This window comes from Dyella sp., assembly GCF_035685805.1.
In the GTDB taxonomy this organism is placed as follows: Bacteria; Pseudomonadota; Gammaproteobacteria; order Xanthomonadales; family Rhodanobacteraceae; genus Dyella_A.
Genome location: NZ_DASSAB010000016.1, coordinates 24,743 through 46,079, shown reverse-complemented (window position 1 = coordinate 46,079; position 21,337 = coordinate 24,743). Strand labels below are relative to the sequence as shown.

The 21,337-nt window shown below is 68.0% G+C and carries 24 protein-coding genes; 8 read left to right on the top strand and 16 right to left on the bottom strand.

Going from position 1 to position 21,337, the window contains the following annotated elements:
* Positions 1-11: 11 nt before the first annotated feature.
* From VFG40_RS03695 to VFG40_RS03685, 3 genes are all read right to left on the bottom strand, one after another.
* Positions 12-530, bottom strand: coding sequence for a DUF427 domain-containing protein (locus VFG40_RS03695; RefSeq protein WP_324895033.1), 519 nt, complete (start codon positions 528-530; stop codon positions 12-14).
* Between the two features lie 140 nt (positions 531-670).
* The gene (locus VFG40_RS03690) at positions 671-1,201 is read right to left on the bottom strand and encodes a lipocalin family protein (protein WP_414649239.1); all 531 of its coding nucleotides are present in this window, start codon (positions 1,199-1,201) and stop codon (positions 671-673) included.
* 23 nt (positions 1,202-1,224) lie between these two features.
* Positions 1,225-1,608 (bottom strand): YidH family protein, encoded by a 384-nt coding sequence (locus VFG40_RS03685; protein ID WP_324895031.1) that lies wholly within the window; start codon positions 1,606-1,608, stop codon positions 1,225-1,227.
* A gap of 132 nt (positions 1,609-1,740) precedes the next feature.
* Between VFG40_RS03685 and VFG40_RS03680 the strand changes: the two genes are divergently transcribed.
* A complete protein-coding gene (locus tag VFG40_RS03680; protein WP_324895029.1) occupies positions 1,741-2,424 on the top strand; it encodes a cupin domain-containing protein in 684 nt (227 codons plus the stop codon).
* Complete coding sequence (locus tag VFG40_RS03675) at positions 2,421-3,005, top strand: TetR/AcrR family transcriptional regulator (RefSeq protein WP_324895027.1); 585 nt, start codon at positions 2,421-2,423, stop codon at positions 3,003-3,005. The genes VFG40_RS03680 and VFG40_RS03675 overlap by 4 nt, the downstream gene beginning before the upstream one ends.
* A 78-nt stretch (positions 3,006-3,083) precedes the next feature.
* On the opposite strand, the gene VFG40_RS03670 is transcribed toward VFG40_RS03675, so the two are convergent.
* The 4 genes from VFG40_RS03670 to VFG40_RS03655 all read right to left on the bottom strand — a co-directional run bounded on the left by VFG40_RS03670 (position 3,084) and on the right by VFG40_RS03655 (position 7,720).
* Positions 3,084-3,965 carry a prohibitin family protein gene (locus VFG40_RS03670; protein WP_324895025.1) on the bottom strand — a complete coding sequence of 294 codons (882 nt, stop codon included), beginning with the start codon at positions 3,963-3,965 and terminating at the stop codon, positions 3,084-3,086.
* Between the two features lie 12 nt (positions 3,966-3,977).
* The gene (locus VFG40_RS03665) at positions 3,978-4,166 is read right to left on the bottom strand and encodes a hypothetical protein (RefSeq protein ID WP_324895023.1); all 189 of its coding nucleotides are present in this window, start codon (positions 4,164-4,166) and stop codon (positions 3,978-3,980) included.
* Positions 4,167-4,667: 501 nt separating this feature from the next.
* Positions 4,668-5,645 (bottom strand): aldo/keto reductase, encoded by a 978-nt coding sequence (locus VFG40_RS03660; protein ID WP_324895021.1) that lies wholly within the window; start codon positions 5,643-5,645, stop codon positions 4,668-4,670.
* A 1,160-nt stretch (positions 5,646-6,805) separates the two neighbouring features.
* Positions 6,806-7,720 (bottom strand): LysR family transcriptional regulator, encoded by a 915-nt coding sequence (locus VFG40_RS03655; protein ID WP_324895019.1) that lies wholly within the window; start codon positions 7,718-7,720, stop codon positions 6,806-6,808.
* Here VFG40_RS03655 and VFG40_RS03650 point away from each other — a divergent pair.
* On the top strand, positions 7,719-8,714 hold the full coding sequence (locus tag VFG40_RS03650) for an NmrA/HSCARG family protein (protein ID WP_324895017.1): 996 nt from the start codon (positions 7,719-7,721) through the stop codon (positions 8,712-8,714). The genes VFG40_RS03655 and VFG40_RS03650 overlap by 2 nt on opposite strands.
* A gap of 1,233 nt (positions 8,715-9,947) precedes the next feature.
* On the opposite strand, the gene VFG40_RS03645 is transcribed toward VFG40_RS03650, so the two are convergent.
* The 7 genes from VFG40_RS03645 to VFG40_RS03615 all read right to left on the bottom strand — a co-directional run bounded on the left by VFG40_RS03645 (position 9,948) and on the right by VFG40_RS03615 (position 16,629).
* A complete protein-coding gene (locus tag VFG40_RS03645) occupies positions 9,948-10,436 on the bottom strand; it encodes an aspartyl protease family protein (protein WP_324895015.1) in 489 nt (162 codons plus the stop codon).
* 238 nt (positions 10,437-10,674) lie between these two features.
* Entirely contained in the window at positions 10,675-11,694 is a 1,020-nt protein-coding gene (locus VFG40_RS03640; RefSeq protein ID WP_324895013.1) for an NADP-dependent oxidoreductase, read from the bottom strand.
* 205 nt (positions 11,695-11,899) lie between these two features.
* Entirely contained in the window at positions 11,900-12,688 is a 789-nt protein-coding gene (locus VFG40_RS03635) for an SDR family oxidoreductase (RefSeq protein ID WP_324895011.1), read from the bottom strand.
* 151 nt (positions 12,689-12,839) lie between these two features.
* Positions 12,840-13,607 carry an SDR family oxidoreductase gene (locus VFG40_RS03630; protein ID WP_324895009.1) on the bottom strand — a complete coding sequence of 256 codons (768 nt, stop codon included), beginning with the start codon at positions 13,605-13,607 and terminating at the stop codon, positions 12,840-12,842.
* 27 nt (positions 13,608-13,634) lie between these two features.
* Positions 13,635-14,333: a histidine phosphatase family protein gene (locus VFG40_RS03625; protein WP_324895007.1), complete on the bottom strand. Its 699-nt coding sequence runs from the start codon at positions 14,331-14,333 to the stop codon at positions 13,635-13,637.
* Between the two features lie 2 nt (positions 14,334-14,335).
* Positions 14,336-15,406, bottom strand: a complete 1,071-nt coding sequence (locus VFG40_RS03620; protein WP_324895005.1) for a phosphotransferase family protein — start codon at positions 15,404-15,406, stop codon at positions 14,336-14,338.
* Positions 15,403-16,629: an acyl-CoA dehydrogenase family protein gene (locus tag VFG40_RS03615; RefSeq protein ID WP_324895003.1), complete on the bottom strand. Its 1,227-nt coding sequence runs from the start codon at positions 16,627-16,629 to the stop codon at positions 15,403-15,405. Before VFG40_RS03615 ends, VFG40_RS03620 begins: the two co-directional genes overlap by 4 nt.
* Positions 16,630-16,760: 131 nt before the next feature.
* Between VFG40_RS03615 and VFG40_RS03610 the strand changes: the two genes are divergently transcribed.
* The gene (locus VFG40_RS03610; protein ID WP_324895001.1) at positions 16,761-17,723 is read left to right on the top strand and encodes a LysR family transcriptional regulator; all 963 of its coding nucleotides are present in this window, start codon (positions 16,761-16,763) and stop codon (positions 17,721-17,723) included.
* Between the two features lie 61 nt (positions 17,724-17,784).
* On the opposite strand, the gene VFG40_RS03605 is transcribed toward VFG40_RS03610, so the two are convergent.
* Entirely contained in the window at positions 17,785-17,952 is a 168-nt protein-coding gene (locus VFG40_RS03605) for a hypothetical protein (RefSeq protein ID WP_324894999.1), read from the bottom strand.
* Between the two features lie 578 nt (positions 17,953-18,530).
* On the opposite strand from VFG40_RS03605, the gene VFG40_RS03600 reads away from it, so the two are divergent.
* The 4 genes from VFG40_RS03600 to VFG40_RS03585 all read left to right on the top strand — a co-directional run bounded on the left by VFG40_RS03600 (position 18,531) and on the right by VFG40_RS03585 (position 19,827).
* Positions 18,531-18,770, top strand: a complete 240-nt coding sequence (locus VFG40_RS03600) for a hypothetical protein (protein WP_324894997.1) — start codon at positions 18,531-18,533, stop codon at positions 18,768-18,770.
* The gene (locus VFG40_RS03595; RefSeq protein ID WP_414649240.1) at positions 18,763-19,113 is read left to right on the top strand and encodes a YkgJ family cysteine cluster protein; all 351 of its coding nucleotides are present in this window, start codon (positions 18,763-18,765) and stop codon (positions 19,111-19,113) included. The genes VFG40_RS03600 and VFG40_RS03595 overlap by 8 nt, the downstream gene beginning before the upstream one ends.
* A gap of 121 nt (positions 19,114-19,234) precedes the next feature.
* On the top strand, positions 19,235-19,684 hold the full coding sequence (locus tag VFG40_RS03590) for a 2'-5' RNA ligase family protein (RefSeq protein ID WP_324894993.1): 450 nt from the start codon (positions 19,235-19,237) through the stop codon (positions 19,682-19,684).
* The gene (locus VFG40_RS03585; protein WP_324894991.1) at positions 19,567-19,827 is read left to right on the top strand and encodes a 2'-5' RNA ligase family protein; all 261 of its coding nucleotides are present in this window, start codon (positions 19,567-19,569) and stop codon (positions 19,825-19,827) included. The genes VFG40_RS03590 and VFG40_RS03585 overlap by 118 nt, the downstream gene beginning before the upstream one ends.
* Here VFG40_RS03585 and VFG40_RS03580 read toward each other — a convergent pair whose 3' ends face one another.
* Positions 19,828-21,291 carry a GGDEF domain-containing protein gene (locus VFG40_RS03580; RefSeq protein ID WP_324894989.1) on the bottom strand — a complete coding sequence of 488 codons (1,464 nt, stop codon included), beginning with the start codon at positions 21,289-21,291 and terminating at the stop codon, positions 19,828-19,830. It abuts the gene before it with no gap.
* Positions 21,292-21,337 lie beyond the last annotated feature (46 nt).

Sequence of the window (21,337 nt, the reverse complement as noted above, 5' to 3'; positions counted from 1 at the left end):
GGGCGGGGTCATCACCAGTGCCCGCTGTCGGGTTCGCCCTTGACCGGGCCGACGATCTCGTCGGTCAGCCAGCCGCCGTAAAAGCCACCCGGCTGCGGCCGCACGCCTTCGCCGGCCACCTCGCAGTGCAGTCGACCCGGATAGAAGGAGAGCCAGCCGGCGATTGCGGCGAAGGCGGAGCGCGGCTCGGGATAGCTCCAGCCCACCGCCTCGAGCCAGCGGCCGGCGTCGTCGCGAACGCTCCAGTACACCGCGCGACCTTTCCACTCGCAGTGCGAGCTGCCCGGCGCCGGACGCAGGCGCTCAAGATCGACGTCCTGCGGCGGCAGGTAGAACGTGGGCGGGCTGGCGGTCTCCAGCACGCGCACCGCGCGCACGCTGTCGGCGACATGGGCAGCGCCCGCATGCACGCGAACCCGGCGCGCATCCGGCGCCAGGCGGGGCGGGCGTGGATAGTCCCACACCGATTCCTGGCCCGGCCCCGGGGTATCGGCAAACGGCGGCCGTTGCTGGCCTCGATAGGTCCACATGCCTGGCTCCTTCTGGGGTGGTGCAACCGACGCGCGGCGGCCGGCCGCCACAACGCGTGGCCCCACATCGTGCCTCAGCCGGTCGCGATGCGGTGCATGCAGCGACAGTCTGTCGGCCTTGCCGTCCGATGCACCGGGCCTCAGTCCAGCGGGGCGGCCATGACCAGGCGTTCCACCGGGTAACCGCGCGCCGCTGCACGATTGCGGATGGCGCGGAACTGCCCGGCATCCATCGATGGCGTGCGTGACAACACCCACAGGTACTTGCGGCTGGGGCTGCCCACCACCGCCCAGCGATAGTCGGGGTCGAGCTCGATCACCCAGTAGTCGGCCCACACCATCGGCAGCCACGCCAGCCAGCGCGGCGCGAAGCGCACCTGCAGTGCGCCGGACGCCCCGCCGGTGGGGCGCGCGACCCCGTCGGAGGCGTCCATGCCCTTGGCCGTGCGGCAGGCGTTGTGCACGGCGAGCGTGCCGTCGGCGCGCGGGGTGTAGGTGGCGGTGATGGTGTCGATGCATTTGCGCTGGAAGAACAGCGGCAGGTGCGCAATTTCGTGCCAGGTGCCGGCATAGCGCTCGAGCTCGAGCGTCGTCACCGGACGGTTGGGCAGGCTGGCGGCGCCGACCGTGCCCACGTTCATCGCGGCGGCCAGTACAAGGGATGACATCATTCGACTTCTCCGCGTCAGTAAGTTCAGCCCAGCGCCACCACCTGCTGCGCCACGTACACCACCAGAAAAACCGCCATTGCGATCAGCAGTGCCGACAACATCTGCTCCATGCGCGCGCTGCGATAGGGCAAGGAGCTGTCGCGGTCGATCGCGGCACGCTGGCGATGGAAGCGCAGCGTCGCCACCAGGATCAGCAGCGCGCCGAACACCAGCAGCGCGAGCCCGAGCCATTCGGAGGCACGCACGTGCAGTTTCGGCAGCGACGTTCCGGCAGCATGGCTGGCGTAGGCCAGGAAGATATCGAACCGCTCCAGCAGGAACCCGAACGCCATCACCGTGATCGCGGTGCGCACCCAGGCCAGGTAGGTGCGCTCGTTGGCGGCGTGGTCGCTGAAGCGCGGAATCATCGGTGGCCCTCCGTGTCGGGGCCGTCAATCCACGCCCGCATGGCGCCACTTGCCCAGCCCGGGGCCGGCACCGCGGCCATTGACGCGCCATCGCACCCCGATCAAACTGCCTACCTTCCAATAGGTAGGTTCATGTCTATGCAGTTGCGCTCCGACTGGTCCGAACGTGCCGTGGTCGACTCTTCCGCCATGGACTGGATCGATTCGCCCTCCGCCGGCGTCCAGCGCAAGATGCTCGAACGCGACGGCGACGAAGTGGCCCGCGCCACCTCCATCGTGCGCTATGCGCCGGGATCACACTTCCCGCGCCACGTGCACGCCATGGGCGAGGAGCTGTTCGTGCTGGAGGGTGAGTTCTGCGACGAAAGCGGTCGCTTCGGCCCGGGCTCGTACATCCGCAACCCGCCGGGCTCGGCGCATGCGCCGTGGTCCGACGGCGGCTGCGTGCTGTTCGTGAAACTGCGCTACTTCGACCTGATCGATCTGGCGCATGTAGTGGTGCACACCCGCGACGAGCCGTGGTTGCCGGGGCTGGTACCCGGCCTGTCGGTGATGCCGCTGCACGACTTCCGCACCGAGCACACCGCGCTGGTGCGCTGGGCGCCGGGCACGTACTTCAACCCGCACCGTCACTACGGCGGCGAGGAGATTCTGGTGGTGGAGGGCGTGTTCGAGGACGAGCACGGCCGCTACCCGGCCGGCAGCTGGCTGCGCAGCCCGCACATGAGCCAGCACCAGCCCTTCAGTCGCGAGGGCTGCACCATCCTGGTCAAGACCGGCCACCTGATCGCACACACCGAGGACGCCGCCGCATGAACCACGCACCGGCAGGGACCGCCGAACGGGTGATGGACGTGGCCGAGGCGCTGATCCAGCAGCGCGGCTACGGCGGGTTCTCCTTCGATGACGTGGCGCAGGCGGTGGGCATCCGCAAGCCCAGCGTGCACCACCACTTCCGCACCAAGGCCGACCTCGTCGCCGCGCTGGCGCAGCGCTACACCGAGCGCTTCGAGTCCGCGCTGGCAGCCATCGATGTGGCCCGGCGCGATCCGCTGGCCCGGCTGAAGGCGTACGTGCAGTTGTTCGCCACCACCTACGCGCAGGACGGCCGCCTGTGCGTGTGCGGCATGCTCGGCGCCGAGGCGGATGCGTTGCCGGCCGGCGTCGCCGACGCGGTCGCCGGGTTCTTCCAGCTCAACCTCGCCTGGCTCACCGCCGCCTTCCGCGACGCGCAGCGCAGCGGTCAGGTGACCACCGCGCAACGCGCGGCGCATCTCGCCGAGCTGATGCTGTCGGCGCTGGAAGGCGCGATGGTGGTGGGCCGGGGCAGTCGCTCCGGAGCGGGCCCCGCGGCGGTCGGCAAGAACCTGCTGGCGAGCCTCGCCGCGTGCGCCTGACGCGCGGGTTTTCTTCGTAGGCTTCACCAAAAACAAAGCGGCGACGGATTGCTCCGTCGCCGCTGCGGTTTCCCTTGGTTACTTCGCTTCCGGCAACTGGATCAGCGGCACGGCGCTGCCGCCGGTGTACGTGGGCAACTGCCCGTTCCACTTCTCCACCGCGGTCATCTGCACGATGTCCGGATTGGCGCGCAGCGCATCACCCTTGAGCCGGATCGCCTTGGCTTCGGCCTCGGCGATGGTCAGCTGGGCTCTGGCCTTGCCTTCGGCCATCGCCACTTCCTTGGCCGCTTCGGCCCGGGCCTGGGCGATCTCGTTGTTGCGCTGCTCGGCCATCTGCGTGGCCTGGATCTTGGCGTTGATCGACTGCACCACGTTCGGCGGCAGGCGCAGTTCGCCGATCCAGTAGATTTTCTCGATCACGATGCCGGTGGGCCCCACCTGCTGATCCACATCGTCCTGCACGGACTGGATCAGCGAGGCCTTGCCGCGGCCGTAGACCGACTCGATGCCCAGCGAGCTGGACTCCTTCACCAGCGAGTCGCGCACCATGTTGCGCAGGTAGATGTCGGTGATCTCGCTCACTCCCTTGCGGTACTTCTGGAAGATCGTGGTCACCTTGTCCGGGTTGATGTGGTACGTGATGCCCACGTCCGCGTTCACCGACAGCCCTTCCACGGTCTGGAAGGTCAGCGACTCGTCGTTGGGCGAGCCTTCGGCGGCGCTGCGGGTCCAGGTGTAGTTCTGGGTGAAGGTGGGGAAGGTGTACAGGTCGTAGCCCCAGCCCACCCAGTAGCGGCCCGGCTGCAGCTCCTGCAGGGAGCCCTTGCCGTCGCCGTACAGCTTGAACTTCACGCCGACATTGCCGGCCGGCACCTTGCTGCATTGGGTCAGCGACAGCGAGGCGAGCGCGATGACGAACAGGCCCACCAGCAGGCGGGCGGAAACGATCGATTTCATGGAAGGCTTTCCTTAGTTGAAGGGACGTCCAAACAGCCGCCATGCCCATGCGAGCAGGGCGACCAGCAAGATCAGGCCGGCCGCGACCGCCAGCGTGCTGGGGGCAGAGATCAGCCACGGGCCGAGCAGGCCCAGGTAAAGCGCCACGCAGACGGCGAACAGCCCCAGGCTGGCGCGGCGGTGACGCGGTGTCGGTTGCATTAGTCGTTCTCCCCTCGGGTTTGCGGATGCGCGCAGTCCACGGGACGCGCGCGGTGAGGCCGCCGGCGGCGGCAAGGCGCTGCGGCATGAATCGGTGGCGGGCTCACGGGAAGGAGGCTGCAGGCGCCCGTCCGGCGCGGAGGCGTCGGCAGGATGTGCAAGCGGTTCGAGGGGCGGCCGTCGTCCGGATCAGGCCAGTGCCGGCCTGGGGACGCGACTCACGACGCGGAGCGGGTCAACGCGTTGCGGGTACGTCGGTTAGCGTGGCAAAAAGCCCGCTCGCAAAGATGGCCCAGCGCGGATTGAAAGTGTTCATGGCGATGTGTGAATCGAAGGATTCGACACCCGTGATTCTACGCCGGTCCGATGCGCAGTAAAAGAAAAACCGGAAGCGTTACGAAGTAACGCCAGCCCTTGTGCAGCAACGCTTGTGAGGGTGCAGCCGGCACCGAAGGTCGCTCTGGCGGTGCCGCTTTTCGCGGCACCGCCAGAGCCGGGGAATCAGGCGTGGCCGGACACTTCGTGCGGCACGTAGTGCTCCTCGAGTGCGGCGACTTCGTCCGCGCTGAGCGCGAGCGACAGTGCAGCCACCGCGTCGTCCAGATGCGCCGCCTTCGACGCGCCGATGATCGGCGCCGTGACGAACGGCTTGGCCAGCATCCACGCCAGCGCGACCTGTGCCTTGGAGACGCCGCGCTGGTCGGCGACGGCGGTGACCGCTTCCACCACGCGACGGTCGGCGTCGGGCACCTTGTACAGGGTCTTGCCGAATTCGTCGGTGCGTGTGCGCTCGGTGGCTTCGTCCCAGGTGCGGGTGAGGCGGCCGCGGGCGAGCGGGCTCCAGGGAATCACCGCGACACCGGAGTCCTGGCACAGCGGCATCATCTCGCGCTCCTCCTCGCGGTAGAGCAGGTTGTAGTGGTTCTGCATGCTGACGAAGCGGGTCCAGCCGTGTCGCTCGGCCACGTGCTGCGCCTTGGCGAACTGCCACGCGTACATCGAGGAGGCGCCGAGATAGCGCGCCTTGCCGGCCTTCACCACGTCGTGCAGCGCCTCCATGGTTTCCTCGATCGGCGTGGTCGGGTCCCAGCGGTGGATCTGGTACAGGTCCACGTAGTCGGTGCCGAGTCGGCGCAGGCTGTGGTCGATCTCGGCCATGACCGCCTTGCGCGACAGGCCCATGCCGTTCGGGCCGGCGTGCATGCGCCCGTGCGCCTTGGTCGCCAGCACGATGCGGTCGCGCTGGCCGTGCTCCTTCAGCACGCGGCCGACAAATTCCTCCGAGGTGCCGTCGGAGTAGACGTTGGCGGTGTCGAGGAAGTTGATGCCGGCGTCCAGCGCCTGGCGGATCAGCGGGCGGCTGGTCGCCTCGTCCAGCGTCCAGGCGTGGTTGCCCCGGGCGGATTCGCCGTAGGTCATGCAGCCCAGGCACAGTCGCGACACGTCCAGGCCGGTGCGGCCGAGTTTGCGGTATTCCATGGGGAGTGGGGCTCCGGTGTGGGTAACCAGAGGAGGTTACTCTTCCTCGAATTTACCGGTCGTCATTCCCGCAAACGCGGGCTCGCGGAGGCAGGAGCCGAAGCGGACGCCGAAAGGCGCTCCAAAGGATGACCGCAGGAGCGGTCGCCATCCATTTCTGCTCTTCGCACTCAACAGCCAAAGCCTTTCGTCCTCCTGGGGAGGCCGAGTCACTTCTCTTTGTGTGGCCACGCGCCCGTCTGGAACGGGCTCGAATGGCGAAGCCGGCCCGAAGGCGGCGGCACGCCCCACCGCTGTCATTCCCGCGAACGCGGGAAGCGCTCTTCAACGGCGCATGCCGGTCATCCATCTTGCTCCTGGCTGGTCTCTGTTGGAGCTTGCTCTAGAGCGAGAGCGTTTCGCCTCCTTCGGAGGGCGAGTCACTTCTCTTTGCGTGGCCACGCGCCGTTGGCGCGAACGGCGAAGCCGGCCCGAAGGGCGGAGGGCAGGAGGCCCGGAGTAAAGAGAAGTAACCAAGAGAAAGGCCACCCCGCTTTCGCGCCTCCCGGGCCGCTGGCCCGGGAGGTCCGCGTCCGAGCTGCGGGGTTTGTCGACAGTCCATCCTTGGACTGACGGCAAACTGGCCGGCATCCATGCCGGCCACCCTTCGGGCTGTTCCTCCGCGCGGCCGCCGCTGCAGAGGGGAGGGAAGGTCAACAGCAGCGCGTCATGCGTGATCAGGCTCGGCGATCGCTCACGCAATCGCCATCGCGTTTGCCAATGCTCTTGGCCTGCTGATGTTGTGGTTGCCGTGGCCGTCGACTCTGATCTCTACCGCCCTTGTGAGGCAGTGAGTCGTGGACGATCAGCCCCCAGAGGCATCGGCACGGATGCCGATGCCTTTTCGCTAGTGCGTGATGCGCTGTCTAAAAGCGCGGCCGCGGCTTACGGACTTGGCGGACGCAGCTTGGCAAGCGCCGAAGAGGGTCGCCTTCTCTTTGGTTACTTTCCTTTACTCCGGCATCCTGCCCTCCGCCCTTTCGGGCCGGCGTCGCCGTGCGCGTCCGTTCCGGACGGGGTGCGTGGCGACTCAAGAGAAAGTGACGCAGGCGCCGGAGGCGCAGGAAAGCCCTCGCTTGCAAGGAGGAAAGCGAGCGCAAAGCCGCCGGCTCAAACGACCGCTACTCAGGCTCAGCCGTGGCGCCGGCAAGGACGCGATCAGGAAAGGCTTCATCCAGGGCGTCGAGAAAGGCGCGTACCTTGGCGCCGACCAATCCGCGGGAGTTACGCAGCGCCCAGATCTCCACCACGGGTCCGGTGTCCATGCCCCAGAGCGCCAGGCGTCCCGTCCGCAGGTCGTCCGCCACCAGCAGGCCGGGCAGCAACGCAGCACCTGCGCCGGTCAATACGGCCTCACGGGCCATCAGAAGGGATGACAGTCGCAAAGCGGGCACTGGCCGCACCGTCGTCTCGGCTCCGCCCCGCGGCGCACGGTATCGCCAGAGCAGGTCAGGGGCGGTCCGGCTCGGCAGCACCGCTTTTACCTCGGGCGCGTTCGCGTCTTTCGCACGGCGCTTGGGCAAGGCGAACTCGGGATGCGCAACGACCACACGCTGGTCGTCGAGGATGCGTCGCCCCACCAGGCGCTCATCGGGCGAGGGATTGACCCGGATCACCAGATCGAAACCGTCTTCGACGGGATCGGCCTTGCGGTCCTCGGCCACGATCTCCAGCTGCACCTCGGGGAAGGAGCGCGCAAAGCGCGCGGCGACCCGAGCAAGGGCGACGTGGGCGAGCACCAGCGGTGCGCTGACCCGCAACCGGCCTCGCGGAACGGACGCCCCCAACGTCACCACTTCGCCCGCTTCGGCAATGTCCGCCAGCGGTCCACGCGTGCGCTCGTGCAGCGCGCGCCCCTCGTCGGTCAATCGGAGGCGCTGGCCGCCGCGTTCGATCAGCCGCACGCCCAGGCTTTGTTCCAGCTCCGCCACACGCCGCGACAGCGTCGCCTTGGAGCGCCCGGACATTCGGCCGGCGCGGCCGAAGCCGCCGTGCGTGGCGACCAGTGCGAAATCCGTCAGTGCCTGAAGGTCCATGGTGTGTTCCACATATGAGACGAGCGGTCTTGATATTGGCATCTTCGCAGCATGGGTGGAACGACCTACCGTGTGTTCACCCCAACGACAGTCGTCACACGACGAGGAATTTCCCATGAGCATTCTTGTTACCGGCGCCACCGGCACCATCGGCACCCAGGTCCTTCATCATCTCCGCGGTACCGACGTTTCGGTGCGCGCGTTGACCCGCTCACCCGCGAATGCACAGTTCCCGGAAGGCGTCACCGCCGTCGCCGGCGAGCTGGCCGATCCCGATTCGTTCCGCGCCGCACTGGACGGTGTCAGCACCCTGTTCCTGCTGGTGCCAAATGTCGCCGACGAAGTCACCCAGGCGCTGCAGGCGTTGACGCTGGCCCGGGAGGCTGGCGTCAAGGGCATCGTGTATCTGTCCGTGTACAAGGGCCAGGCCTATGTCGACGTCCCGCATTTCGCCGGCAAGTACACGGCCGAACGCATGATCGAGGTGCTCGACCTGCCGGCGACGGTGCTGCGTCCCGCCTATTTCATCCAGAACGACCTGCGTCAGAAGGATCCTCTGCTGGCGGCAGGTGTGTATGGCATGCCCATCGGCGACAAGGGCATTTCCATGGTGGATATCCGCGACATCGGTGAAGCCGCTGCCCTGGAGCTGCTTCGTCGGGAACGTGCTCCCGCGCCGTTGCCGCGCGAAACCTACGAACTGGTCGGGCCGGATCGCCTGAACGGCGATGAGCTGGCGCAGATCTGGAGCGAGGTGCTTGGACGCCCCGTGCGCTACGGCGGCAACGAGCTGGCGGCGATGGAAGGCCGTATGAAAACCATGATGCCGGCCTGGTACGCCATGGACCTCCGCCTGATGCTCGAGCGCTACCAGTCCGACGGTGCGGCAGCCACGGCCGAGGAGATCCAGCGGTTCGAGAATCTGCTGGGGCACGCGCCGCGCTCGTATCGCGATTTTGCAAACGCAGCGGCTGCGCAGTGGCAGGGTGTTTGAGAAGAGGGAGGCTGAGTGATCAAAGGAAGGCGCGGCGTCGGCTTGGCTGGCGCCGCGCCGGACTGAGACTTTGGTAGTGCCCGGCCGTCATTCCCGCGAACGCGGGAAGCGCTCTTCAACGGCGCATGCCGGTCATCCATTTTGATCTTGGCGGTTCTCCGGCGTCGCCTGATCCAGAGCAAGAGCGGTTTCGTCCTCCTTCGGAGGGCGAGTCACTTCTCTTTGTGTGGCCACGCGCCGGTGGCGCGAACGGCGAAGCCGGCCCGAAGGGTGGAGGGCAGGAGGCCCGGCGTAAAGAGAAGTAACCAAGAGAAAGGCCACCCCGCTTCCGCGTCTCCCGGGCCGTTGGACCGGGAGGTACGCGTCCGGGCTGCGGGGTTTGTCGACAGTCCATCCATGGACTGACGCCAAACTGGCCGGCATCCATGCAGGCCACTCTTCGGGCTGTTCCTCCGCCTGGCCGCCGCTTCAGAGGGGATGGGTGCTTCGCTCGCGGTGGCTCCACGCTCTACTGCCGTCATTCCCGCGAACGCGGGAACCCATTTTGATCTGGGTGGTTCTCCGGCGTCGGCTGATCCAGAGCAAGAGCGGTTTCGTCCTCCTTCGGAGGCCGAGTTACTTCTCTTTGTGTGGCCAAAGAGAAGTAACCAAGAGAAAGGCCACCCCGCTTCCGCGCCTCCCGGGCCATTGGCCCGGGAGGTACGCGTCCGGGCTGCGGGGTTTGTCGACAGTCCATCCATGGACTGACGCCAAACTGGCTCGCATCCATGCGAGCCACCCTTCGGGCTGATCCTCCGCCCGGCCGCCGCTGCAGAGGGGAGGGAAGATCAAAAGCCGCGCGCATCGCGCGCCCAGGCTCGGCTATCGCTTACGCGATCACCATCGCTGTGGCAGTGGCAGTGGCATTGGCTTTAGCTTTTGCTGCTGCTGTTGCTCCTGCTTTTGATCCCCACTCCTTTGTGAGGCGGTGAGTCGCGGACGATCATGCCCGCAGGGGCATCGGCAGGGAGGCCGATGCCTTTTCGTCAGGGCAGGAAGCCCTGTCGAAAAGCCCGGCCGCGGCTCACGGACTTGCCGGGCGCAGCCCGGCAAGCGCCGAGGAGGGTCGCCTTCTCTTTGGTTACTTTCTCTTGGCGACCCAAGAGAAAGTGACTCGGGCGCCGAAGGCGCACGAAAGGCTTCGTATTAGCATCCTTGTGACGCGGCGAATGTCCTGGCGCATCAGTGCTCTCACTACCTTTGCGTCGATCCGTGAACTTCGCTGTTAGTTGAGCTGCCCGAAGCATCCAGGCGTATCGTCATGGTGTGAAAATCGATCACGGCGTGGTGTTGCTCGAAGAAGCTGGCGCCAAGCTGACCATCGAACGGTGGGGTACCCATACGTTCTGCTCCGACGTTGATGAAGCTCAGGTCTAGCAATGTGAACTGCTCTGCTCCGATGGATCGAAGCCGATAGGCTACAGATAACTCCACTTGCGGCGGCGCGCCGGGGGCGGCTGACTCCGGCATCTCGCCGTCCGGGAGGAACGCCTGCCGGCTTCTATCCATAGTGCTGACATTGGCACCGGTATCCACCAGAAGTCGTGCAGGAACGCCGTTGAGCGTTAACGAGACGCTTAGCTGGCCAGTGCGGTCGCGGTGCATCGGCAGGGTGATCTCCTCGGTTTGCGCCAGCGCTGGAAAAATGAACATGAAGAGGGAGACTGCGAGTAGTCGACGCATTTGGATCCTCTTGCTATGGATGATGTGTTGTTGAGACAACGCCGGGGCACATTCAGCTTTTCCCAAACGTGCGTGGGCTGCGGTGCCGCTGTCCGCTCAAACTCCGTTCGCGCAAATGGATCGTGGCCCGGTCATGACGGTGGGCCGGTTTCCTCGTAAGTCATTCACTGGCGGAGTCCTCGATGATCTAGAGCGCATACTGGGTCGCGTTGGGTGGACAGCGGAGGCGGGACGAAAATCACGACTCCTCCTGAGGGTTCACCCGCAACACCAACTTCCCCCGATGACTCCCATCGAACAACCGGTTCAACACCACCGGCGCGTTCTCCAGCCCCTCGGCCACCGTCTCCTCGGTCTTCAACTTCCCCTCGCGAATCCACCCCGTGATCGCATGCACCGCCTCTTTCGTCTTGGTGTAGTCGAGCACCAGGAAGCCCTGCATGCGTAGCCGCTTCATGATGAACGGGCTGAAGTCGTCGCCGGGTTTCTCGCCGGAGTTGTAGCCGGCGATCAGGCCGCACAGCGCAACGCGGCCGCCGATGTTCATGCGGCCGAGCACCGCCTTCATCACGTCGCCGCCGACGTTCTCGAAGTTCACGTGCACGCCGTCGGGGGTGGCGGCCTTGAGCTGCTGCTTGAAGTCCGCGGCCTTGTAGTCGACGCCGACGTCAAAGCCGAGTTCGTCGACAAGGTAGTTGCACTTGTCGGCGCCGCCGGCGATGCCGACCACGCGGGCACCCATGATCTTGCCGATCTGGCCGGCGATGGAGCCGACCGAGCCAGCGGCGGCGGAAACCACCAGGGTCTCGCCGGGCTGCACCGGAGCGATGTCGGTCATGCCGTAGTAGGCGGTGACGCCGCTCATGCCGGCGGCGCCAAGCAGGGTCGGCAGCGGGATGCCGGGGTCGGCGGGTAGGCGTACGTAGCCTTTGGCGCTTTCGTGCAGCACGAGGTAGTCCTGCCAGCGGGTGATGCCCTGCACCAGATCGCCTTCGCGGTACTGCGCCGAACGCGACTGCACCACCCGGCCCAGGCCCAGCGCGCGCATCACTTCACCGATGGCCACGGGCGGGAGGTATTGCGGGATGTCGCGCATCCACACGCGGTTGGTGGGATCCATCGAGATATAGAGTGTGCGGACCAGCACCTCGCCGTCTTGGAGTTCGGGAATCGGGCTGGTGACGAGGTCGAAATTGTCGCGGTGGACCAGGCCTTCCGGGCGGGTCTTGAGGCGAAGTTGGCGGTTGCTCAGGGTCATGGTCGGCCTCGCGGGTGGGTGGCGTGGAGGGTTCGGCATTCACGCGGCGTGCGCAGGAAACGGTTGCGCAGGGCCGGGAAGGCCGGCGGGCGGTGCGTTGGCGCTGCCATGGGTGCGCCCGCTGCACGGACGCTTGGAGGCGGCAGGCCGTGCCGTGTGGCGGCCGCGCGGCACAGTGTCCTCGCGCGATCGTCAACGTCACGCATCAGACGGCCGATGCGCCGCCATCGACGCGCAGCTCGGCGGCGGTGACGTAACGGCTCTCGTCGCAGGCGAGATAGAGCGCGGCGAACGCCACGTCGTCCGGTTCGCCCAGCCGACGCATGGGGTTGCCGCGGGTGAGCTTGCGCAGGGCTTCTTCCTCGCCCAGCTGCTGGAAGAACGGCTCGACGATGCCGGTGCGGATGAAGGCGGGGTGGATCGAGTTGCAGCGGATGGCCAGCTGCTGGCGCGCGCAGTCGATCGCCACCGACTTGGTCAGCGAGGCGACCGCCGCCTTGGATGCGTTGTAGACGGTGAAGTCGGGGTCGACCTTGAAGGCGGCCATCGAGGAGATGTTGATGATCGACGCCGGCTGGTTCTGCTTCAGCCAGGGCAGGGCGTACTTGCAGCCGTAGTAGATGGCGTCGACGTTGACACCCATGACCCGCTGCCACTCCTTGTCGGTCAATGACTCGACGCCGCCGATGGCGCCGATCCCGGCGTTGTTGATGAGTACGGCGAGCCCGCCCATCGCTTCGGCCGCTTGCTGCAGCACTGCCGGCCATCGCGCCTCTTCGCGCACGTTCTGCTGGGCCGACCACGCCACCGTGGTGCCATATTCGGCATTGATGGCGGTGGCGACGGCCGCTGCCGCCGCTTCGTCGATGTCGGTGAGGAACACCCGCGCACCGTGGCGCGCGAGCAGGTGCGCCATGGCAGCACCGAGGCCACCGGCGGCGCCGGTGATGAAGGCTTGCTTGCCCGCGGCGCGCGGTGCGGATGGGTTGGTCATGGCGGAGCTCCGGGAGGTGTCGGGCATTCGTCGTGGTTGGCGCGGAAACCCGTTCTGGGGGTGGTGGTGACCGACGCGCGTCTGGTTGGTGCCACGGACAGTCGCTTACCCGACGGCCGTTGCGGCGGGACAGGAGAGCACAGCCGGTGCCTCACACCGACAGGTAGCCGCCGTCGACGTTGAGCACGGCGCCGGTGGTGTAGGACGAGGCGGCACTGGCCAGGTAGAGCGCGGCGCCGGCCATCTCCGACGGCTGCGCCACGCGGCGCATGGGTACGTGCGCCAGCGCCTGCTTGAGGATGGCGGGGGTGTTGACCAGCACCGAGGCGAACTTGGTGTCGGTGAGGCCGGGCAGCAGCGCGTTGCAGCGCACGCCGGATTCGGCGCATTCCACCGCGAAGGCCTTGGTCATGGAAATTACCGCGGCCTTGGTGATCGAGTAGATGCCCTGCTGGAAGCCGGGTACCACGCCGTTGACCGAGGCCACGTTGACGATGGCGCCGCCGCCGTTCTTCGCCATCAGTCGGGCGCCGTGGCTGGACATGTAGAAGTAACCGCGGATGTTCACGTCGACGGTCTTCTGGAAGATCGCGGGGTCGGTCTCGGTGATCGGGCCGAAGTATGGGTTGGTGGCGGCGTTGTTGACCAGCACGTCGAGCCGGCCGTGGGTGTTCTCCAGCTGGGTGAACAGCGCTTCGATCTGTTCCATCTCGCCGATGTGGCAGGTCAGTGCCTCGGCCCTGCCGCCATCGGCGACGATGCCTTCGACCACGCGCTGGCAGTCCTCGAGCTTGCGGCTGGAGACGATCACGTGCGCCCCCTGTGCGGCGAGCAGGCGGGCAATCTCGGCGCCGATGCCGCGGCTGGCGCCGGTGACGACGGCGATCTTGCCGGTGAGGTCGAACAGGTCGGTGCTCATGGTCGGTTCCTTGCGAACGGAGTGCGGTCAGCGATGGGTAAGGAGGTCGGTGTGCGTGGCGCCGGCCAGGTGTGGCCATGCGTTGTAGGTGACGAGCTGGTGGCGACTGCGGCCGGGCCGCACGCGGGTGATCCCGGTGTTCACCAGCGGCCAGCTGAGGGTGAAGGTGCGCTCCACCGGCACGGCCAGCAGCTGCGCGGCGATCACGGCGATCGGGCCGCCGGAGGTGATCACCCACACATCGCCGTCGCGCTCCAGCGCCTGCTCGGTCAAGGCGTGCAGGTCGCGCAAGGTCTCGTCGCGGAACTGGCTCCAGCTGCGGTGGTACTCGCCGTCGTGGCTGCCGCTGGTCCAGCGCTCCACGGCGGCGGCGAACAGCGACTGGAAGGCGCGACGCGGATCGTCGTGGCGACGCATCTCGGCCGCGAGTGCAGCCTGATCGGGCAGGTCGGGGCGGTGGCGGCGCAGCAGCTCCACGTGGTCCAGCTCATCCAGCCCCGCAAACGTGAGGATGGGTGCGTCCACGCCGGCGGCATCCAGGCAGCGCTGCACGGTCTGCGCGTGGCGGCGAAGATTGCCGCGGGCGACCAGCACCGGTGCCGGCTCGTTGCCCCGCAGCCATGCACCCAGCCGCTGCGACTGGGTTTCGCCGACGGGCGAGAGCCGGTCGTAATCCTCGGCGCCGAAGCTGGCCTGGCCGTGGCGGATCAGCAGCAGGTCGCCCATGCCTAGGCGCCCGCCGGCCTGATAAGGCGGCGACAGCGCTGGCCGAGGTAGCGGGCCGCGTCGCCGAAGCCGGCAAACTGCGGGTTGCTGGTCTGGCCGAGCGCGAAGCGGTAGTAGATCTGCTGGATGATCACCATCAGCCGGAACAGGCCGAACACTTCGTAGAAGCCGAAGTTGTCCACGTTGCGGCCGCTGTGCTCGCCGTAGTAATCGATCACCTCGCGCCGCGTGAGCATGCCGGCTGCGTGCGTGGGCTGGCGCCGGAACGACTGGAATACCGGGTCGTCATCGGCCTGCACCCAGTAGGCCAGCGAGCCGCCCAGGTCCATCAGCGGATCGCCCAACGTGGCCATCTCCCAGTCCAGCACGCCGGTGATGGCGAGCGGGTCGGCCGGGTCCAGCACCACGTTGTCGAAACGGTAGTCGTTGTGGATCACGCACAGTGCCGCCTCGCCCGGGGGCTGGTGCTCGGCCAGCCAGGCGAGTACGTCCTCGTGCGGATCGGCGCCCTCGGTCAGCGCCCTGCGCCAGCGCTCGCTCCAACCGGCGACCTGGCGCGCGACGTAGCCTTCGCCCTTGCCCAGCGCGGCGATGTCCGGCTGGCTGGTATCGACGCGGTGCAGTTCGATCAGCCGGTCGATGAAGCCGGTGCAAAGTTGCCGCAGGCCGGTTTCGTCCAGCCCGAGTTTGGCGGGCAGCTCGCGGCGCAGGATCACGCCGGGCAGGCGCTCCATCACGAAGAAGTCGCAGCCGATCACGTCGGGGTCGCTGCAGCTGGCGAGGATGGCCGGCGCGAACGGAAAATGCGGGCGGATCGCCGCGATCACCCGCGCCTCGCGCAGCATGTCGTGCGCGGACTTTGCCTTGGCGCCGGCCGGCGGGCGGCGCAGCACCAGCTCGCGCTGGCCGTAGCGGATCAGGTAGGTGAGGTTGGAGGCGCCGCCGGGAAACTGCTGGATCCGCGGCGCGCCTTCGAGGCCGTCGAGCTCGCGCTTGAGAAAGGCATCCAGCCGCGCCTCGTCGAAACGGTCCTCGTCGCGCACGTCGCGCGGCTGGTCGGTCGGAGCAGTCATCGCGTGTTCCCTCGCAGTTGTTCCTTCATTTCGATCTTTGCCACCACCGCGCGGTGCACCTCGTCGGGACCGTCGGCCAGCCGCAGCACGCGTGCATAGGCGTAAAGGGCGGCGAGTGGAAGGTCATCGGACAGGCCGGCGCCGCCGTGGATCTGGATCGCCGCATCGGTGACCTGCTGCAGCATGCCCGGCACCACCACCTTGATCTGCGAGATCAGGCTGAGCGCGGCTTTCACGCCCTGCGTGTCGATGGTCCAGGCCGCCTTCAGCGTGAGCAGGCGCGCCTGCTCGATCGCCATGCGCGCGTTGGCGATGATGTCGCCATTGCCGCCGAGCCTTGCCAGCGGCTGGCCGAAAGCCGTGCGCGCGGCGGCGCGCTGGCAGAGCATGGCCAGCGCCCGCTCGGCCGCACCGATGGCGCGCATGCAGTGGTGGATGCGGCCGGGGCCCAGCCGGCCCTGGGCAATCTCGAAACCGCGACCCACGCCCAGGATCACGTGATCCAGCGGCAGCCGCACCTGGTCGAAGCGCACCTCGCCGTGGCCGGAGGGTTCGTCGAAGGTGTGGAACACCGGCAGCATCCGTTCCACCGTCACACCCGGCGCGTCCAGCGGGCACAGCACCATGCTGTGGCGCGCGTGCGGCTCCGCCGAGGCATCGCTCAGGCCCATGAAAATCACCACGCGGCAGTGCGGATGGCCGATGCCGGTGGACCACCACTTGCGCCCGTCCAGCACGATGCTGTCGCCGTCGACGGTGGCGGTGGCGCGCATGTTGGTGGCGTCGGAGGAGGCCACCTCCGGCTCGGTCATGCAGAACGCCGAGCGGATCGTGCCGTCCAGCAACGGCGCCAGCCAGCGGGCCTGCTGCGCCGGCGTGCCGTACTGGGCCAGCACTTCCATGTTGCCGCTGTCCGGCGCACTGCAGTTGAACACCTCCGGCGCGATGAAGCTGTGGCCCATGCGTTCGGCCAGCGGCGCGTAGTCCGCGTTCGACAGCCCGGCGCCGTGGCTGGGGTCGGGCAGGAACAGGTTCCACAGGCCGGCGTCGCGCGCTTTCGCCTTGAGTTCCTCCATCACTGGCGGCTGCCGCCAGCGGCGGTGGTCGCTGCCGCCGACTTGCTGCGCGGCGTAGGTTGCCTCGGCCGGCGCCAGCTGCTCGCGCATGAAGCGGTCGAGTCGGTCGAGCAGCTGCCCGCTGCGGGCGGAGTGCGAGAAATCCACGATGACGGCTCCTGGTGACCGGTCGAGCCTACGCCGCTGGCGTGGATCATTGAAATGAATGTCGCTTATGCGGGGCCATCGCCGGGATTGATATGCTGCCGGTGCCATTCGGCCAGAACGCGAGTACCGCCATGGATCATGCTTTTCGCCGCATCGACCTGAACCTGTTCCGCGTGCTGGCGGCCATCGACACCCACGGCGGCATCAGCGCCGCGGCGCGGGCGCTGCACCTGACCCAGCCGGCGGTGACCCATGCGCTCAACCGGCTGCGCACGCTGTTCGATGATCCGCTGTTCGTGCGCCAGGGCAACCGCGTGGTGGCCACCGACCGCACGCGCGGCGTGATGGCGGACGTGCAGCTGCACCTGAAGGGGTTGCACGCCGCGGTGCGCCAGCAGTCGAGCTTCGACCCGGCGACGCTGGAGATGACCTTTGCCGTGGGCTTTCGCGACGTGCTGGAGTCGATCGCATTCCCCGCGTTGATGCGCCGGCTGGCGGGGCAGGCGCCGGGCGTGCGTATCGTCAGTCGCCGGGTGGCCACGGCGGAGCTGGAGCGGGAACTGGTGGCCGGCTCGCTCGACATGGTGGTGGATCGCCGCCAGCGCGTCAGTGCGCGGATCGGCAGCGAGCATCTGCTGGACGAGTCGCTGGTGGTGGCCATGCGGGCGCAACATCCACTCGCCCGTGCGCCGCTGCGGCGCGCCGACTATCTCGGCGCACGGCACGTGGCGGTGTCGTCGCTGGGCGAACCGGTGGCGCTGGACGTGCTGCTCAATCAGGACGGGCGCGATCGCGACGTGGGCCTGATCTGCCAGCATTACTTTGCCGCCTGCCAGATCGCGGCCGATACCGACCTGCTGCTGACCTTGCCGGCCTCGTATGCGGCGAGCCTGACGCCGCTGCTGCCGCTGGCGGTGCGGCCGCTGCCGCTGGCGCTCAAGCCGATCCCGATCCTCGCGTACTGGCATGCGTCCCGACAGTCCGAACAGGCGCACGCGTGGCTGCGCGGGCAGGTCATGGAGGCGATCCGGGACGCGCCCGCGTTCCGCACGGCGCCGCCACGCAGGCGCCGCGCGGCCGCTGCAGTGGCCTGAGCGGCCCGCGGTCAATGCGTGGCGACCGGGCGGGGCTGGCCCGACCCGGCTCGACGCGGAGCTACTTGGCCGGAGCCGGCTTGCTGCGCGGCTTGGCTGCCTTGGCGGCCGCTGCCGGTTTGGCCACGGCCGCGCGCTTGGCGGCCGGCTGACCCGCGGCCTTGGTCTTGTCCATGCTGTACACGTCGTGGATGTACTGCACGGACATCTCGTTCTTGGGTGAAGTCATGGCGAGCCTTTCAGGTGACGATCCGGGATGGATCACGTGCGGCGTGGGCCGCAGAAACCGCGCAGGCGCAGAGTCCTGGCGCGGTGGAGCAAAGGCGTGACGGTGCAGCGACGTGCGCCGGTGTGCTGGAGCGCGCGTTCGAACGATGGATAAAGGGCGCAGAACCCTGCAATGCGGCGCCGGGCCTGAGCTCCGGTGGGCGGCATCACGGGGGCCCGCGCGGGCAGGGCATGAGCGAAAACCAGGCCACCGGACACGCGATCGCGTCGCGTTGCGTCCTGCGGCAACCTGCCCAGCATGCGCTGTTTTTCGTTACGCGTCTGTAAGGCGGCCGGCCGGCTCGGCCGATCCCCCCCGGGCAGGGCCTCAACATCGCCGTAACCCTGCAGCGGCTAAGATCGCGAACCTTCATGTGAAGGCGCAGGCGGCTGCATCGCTGTCCGCGCATCGCCAGCCCGCTCTCGAACGGGCTCCTTCCCTCGCTGGCAACTGCCATCCACGCCCCGGCCGCGCCGTCCCCGCGACTGCGCCCGCCCCTGCGTGGTGCCACGCCAGCCCTGTCTGCAGGAATGTCATTCATGCCCGTCCGCCGTGCTGCGCCCGTTGTGGTTGCCCCGACCTTGCCGCTCGTCACCCGCTATTGCGGGTATCTCATCCGTTGCAGCGTCGACAGTTACACCGTCAGCCTGGCCGGCGACGAAGTGGTGCACCAGCCCTACCCGCAGGCGCGCAAGAAACTCGACAGCGAACGCCTCGGCGGCTGGATGCTGGAGCAGGCAAAGGCGTTCGTGGATGCCCGACGTGCCGGGCATGTCTGAACACGACGCCACGCACGACCCTTTTTACCAGCGGGTGGATCCGTCTGTGCAGTGCGATACGTGCGAAGCGGTGTGCTGCCGCCTGACCGTGGTGCTGATGCCGGAGGACCGGGTACCGCGTTGGTTGGTGCAAGAGGATGAGCGCGGCCTGCAGACGCTCGCCAAGGGCGAGGACGGCTGGTGTGCCGCGGTCGACCCGCTGGATTTCCGCTGCACCATCTACGCCGACCGCCCGGCGATCTGCCGCAAGTTCGCCATGGGCAGCCCGAGCTGCCGGCACGAGCGCGCGGCGTGGTCCGCGCACCGCGCCGTGCCCACGGCGGTCCACACCTGGGACCGTTGAGCCCCACTGCGCGTGGCACACTGCGGCCCCGCGCGCGGTTGTCTGCCGCCGCCGCAGGCGCCGATGAGGTGTCCGCGGCCGCCGCGCCACCGCCGTCACTTCTGCCAGCAGGTCTTCCGCCATGAGTGCTCCCGACGAACCGCAGATCGGCCTGCCCGGGCTGGAGGAGCCGGCCGGTCCGCTGCACCGCCTGTTTTTCGCGCTGGTGCCGCCGGAGCCGGTACGCGAGCAGATCGCTGCCACGGCCCGCACGCTGCGCGAGGAGGGCAACATCCAGGCGCGCTGGGTGCAGCCGGCACGCTATCACGTGACGCTGGCCTTTCTGGGCGACCACCCCAGCCTGCGGCCATCGCTGCTGGAGGCGGCGCGTGCGGCCATCGGCAAGGTGCGCGTGGCGCCGTTCACGTGGCAGGCGGATCAGGTTGCCAGTTTCCAGGGCGCCGGCCGCCGTGTGTGCTGCGCAGTGCGCAGGGCTCGCCGGCGCTGCAGGCGCTGTGGGAACAGCTGCGGCGGGAACTGTCGCTGGTGCGCCTCGGCGGGCGGATCGAGCGCAGCTTCACCCCGCATGTGACGCTCGCCTACGGCCAGCAGGACCTGGCTGCACCGGTAGCGGTAGCCCCGGTTGCGTGGCCGGTCGATCGGGTGCTGCTGTTGCACAGCGAGGTCGGCGCCGGCGATTACGAGGTGCTGGGCAGCTGGCGGCTGCCGGGCTGACTAGCCCGCCACGGTCACTCGATTGCGGCCCGCCTGCTTGGCCGCGTAGAGCGCCGCGTCCGCCGCGGCCATCAAGGTATCAGGCGAGCCTTCGCCGACCAGGCCGCTGGCCGCGCCGATGCTGACCGTGATGATCCCGAACGGACTGTCGGCGTTGGCGATGGCCAGCTTCTCCACCGCCGCGCGCAGCCGTTCGCCCACCGCCTGCGCATCGGCCAGCGAGCCGCCGCACATCACCAGCGCGAACTCCTCGCCGCCATAGCGGCCGAGCACGTCGCCGGGTCGGCCGGCGGTGGCCAGCAGCACCCGCCCGACCATGCGCAGGCAGGCGTCGCCCGCGGGGTGTCCGTAGCGATCGTTGAGCTGCTTGAAGTAGTCGATGTCGATCATCAGCACCGCGATGCTGCGCGTGGCGTGTTCGCGCAGCACCCATTCGCGCTCCAGCACCTCGTCCAGCGCGCGCCGGTTGGCCAGCCCGGTAAGGCTGTCGGTGTGCGCCATCTCCTCCAGCGCATGGCTGTGCCTGGCCAGGCCTTCGGCGGCCTGGATCTGGCTGACCTGCACCAGCGTCGTGCGCACGCCATAGCCGACCACCGCCACCACCAGGCCCGCCACGCCGAAGTAGAAGCGCTCGCGCAGCACGATCACCGCCACCACCAGCAGCGCCAGCGCCATCAACAGCGGACTGCCGGTGCGCACGATGCGCGAAAGCGCGGGCGAGCTGCGTCGGCCGGTGCGACGGGCGGAGGGGTCGTGCCACGCCTGCACCGCAAAGGCGAGAAACGCCACGTCGATCAGGGGGTCGCGCAGCGAGCCGAAATCCGGGTGGTCGCCCAGCGCGACGAAGTGGTTGTAGTAGAAGCTGGCCAGCGTGTTGAGCCCGGTGAACAGCACCACCGCACGAAAGAAATGTCGCTCGGCCCGACGCTCTGCTGCGGCCAGCCGGATCGCCGACGCCAGCAGCAGGAACAGGTTCTCGGCATCGAACATCGCCGCCACCTGCTGTGCCTGCTCGATGCTGTCGGCACCGCGCACGGTGAGCAGGCTGAAGGTGTGCACGTAGAACAGGTAGCCCAGCGCCAGCGCCAGCGCGCCGTCGATCAGCCTTACCAGCAGCGCCTCACCCTCTACCGATGAGGCCGACACGGCCATCACGATCGGCACGCCGAACAGGATGAACAGCAGCATGCTGTCGCCGGGCGCGGCGTTGGCGTTGGCGAGGTAGAGGTCCTGGCGCAGGCTCGCCAGCATGCCCATTGTCCAGAAAGCCATGGCCAGTGCCGCGAGCAGCCAGCCGCGACTGTGCGACCAGCCGTTGCGCGCCGCCCGCCGCAGTGCCGCCGCCAGCGCCAGCACCGGCGCCAGCAGCAGGAAAAAGTAGGACGCCTGAATCGCAAATGCGGGCAGCAGCCATATCGCCAGCGCGTGCAACAGCACGAAAGCACACGCGAAGAGCAAGGTCATCGGCAGCGGTCCCTGGGCGGTTGCGGCTGGCTGCAACAAACGGCCC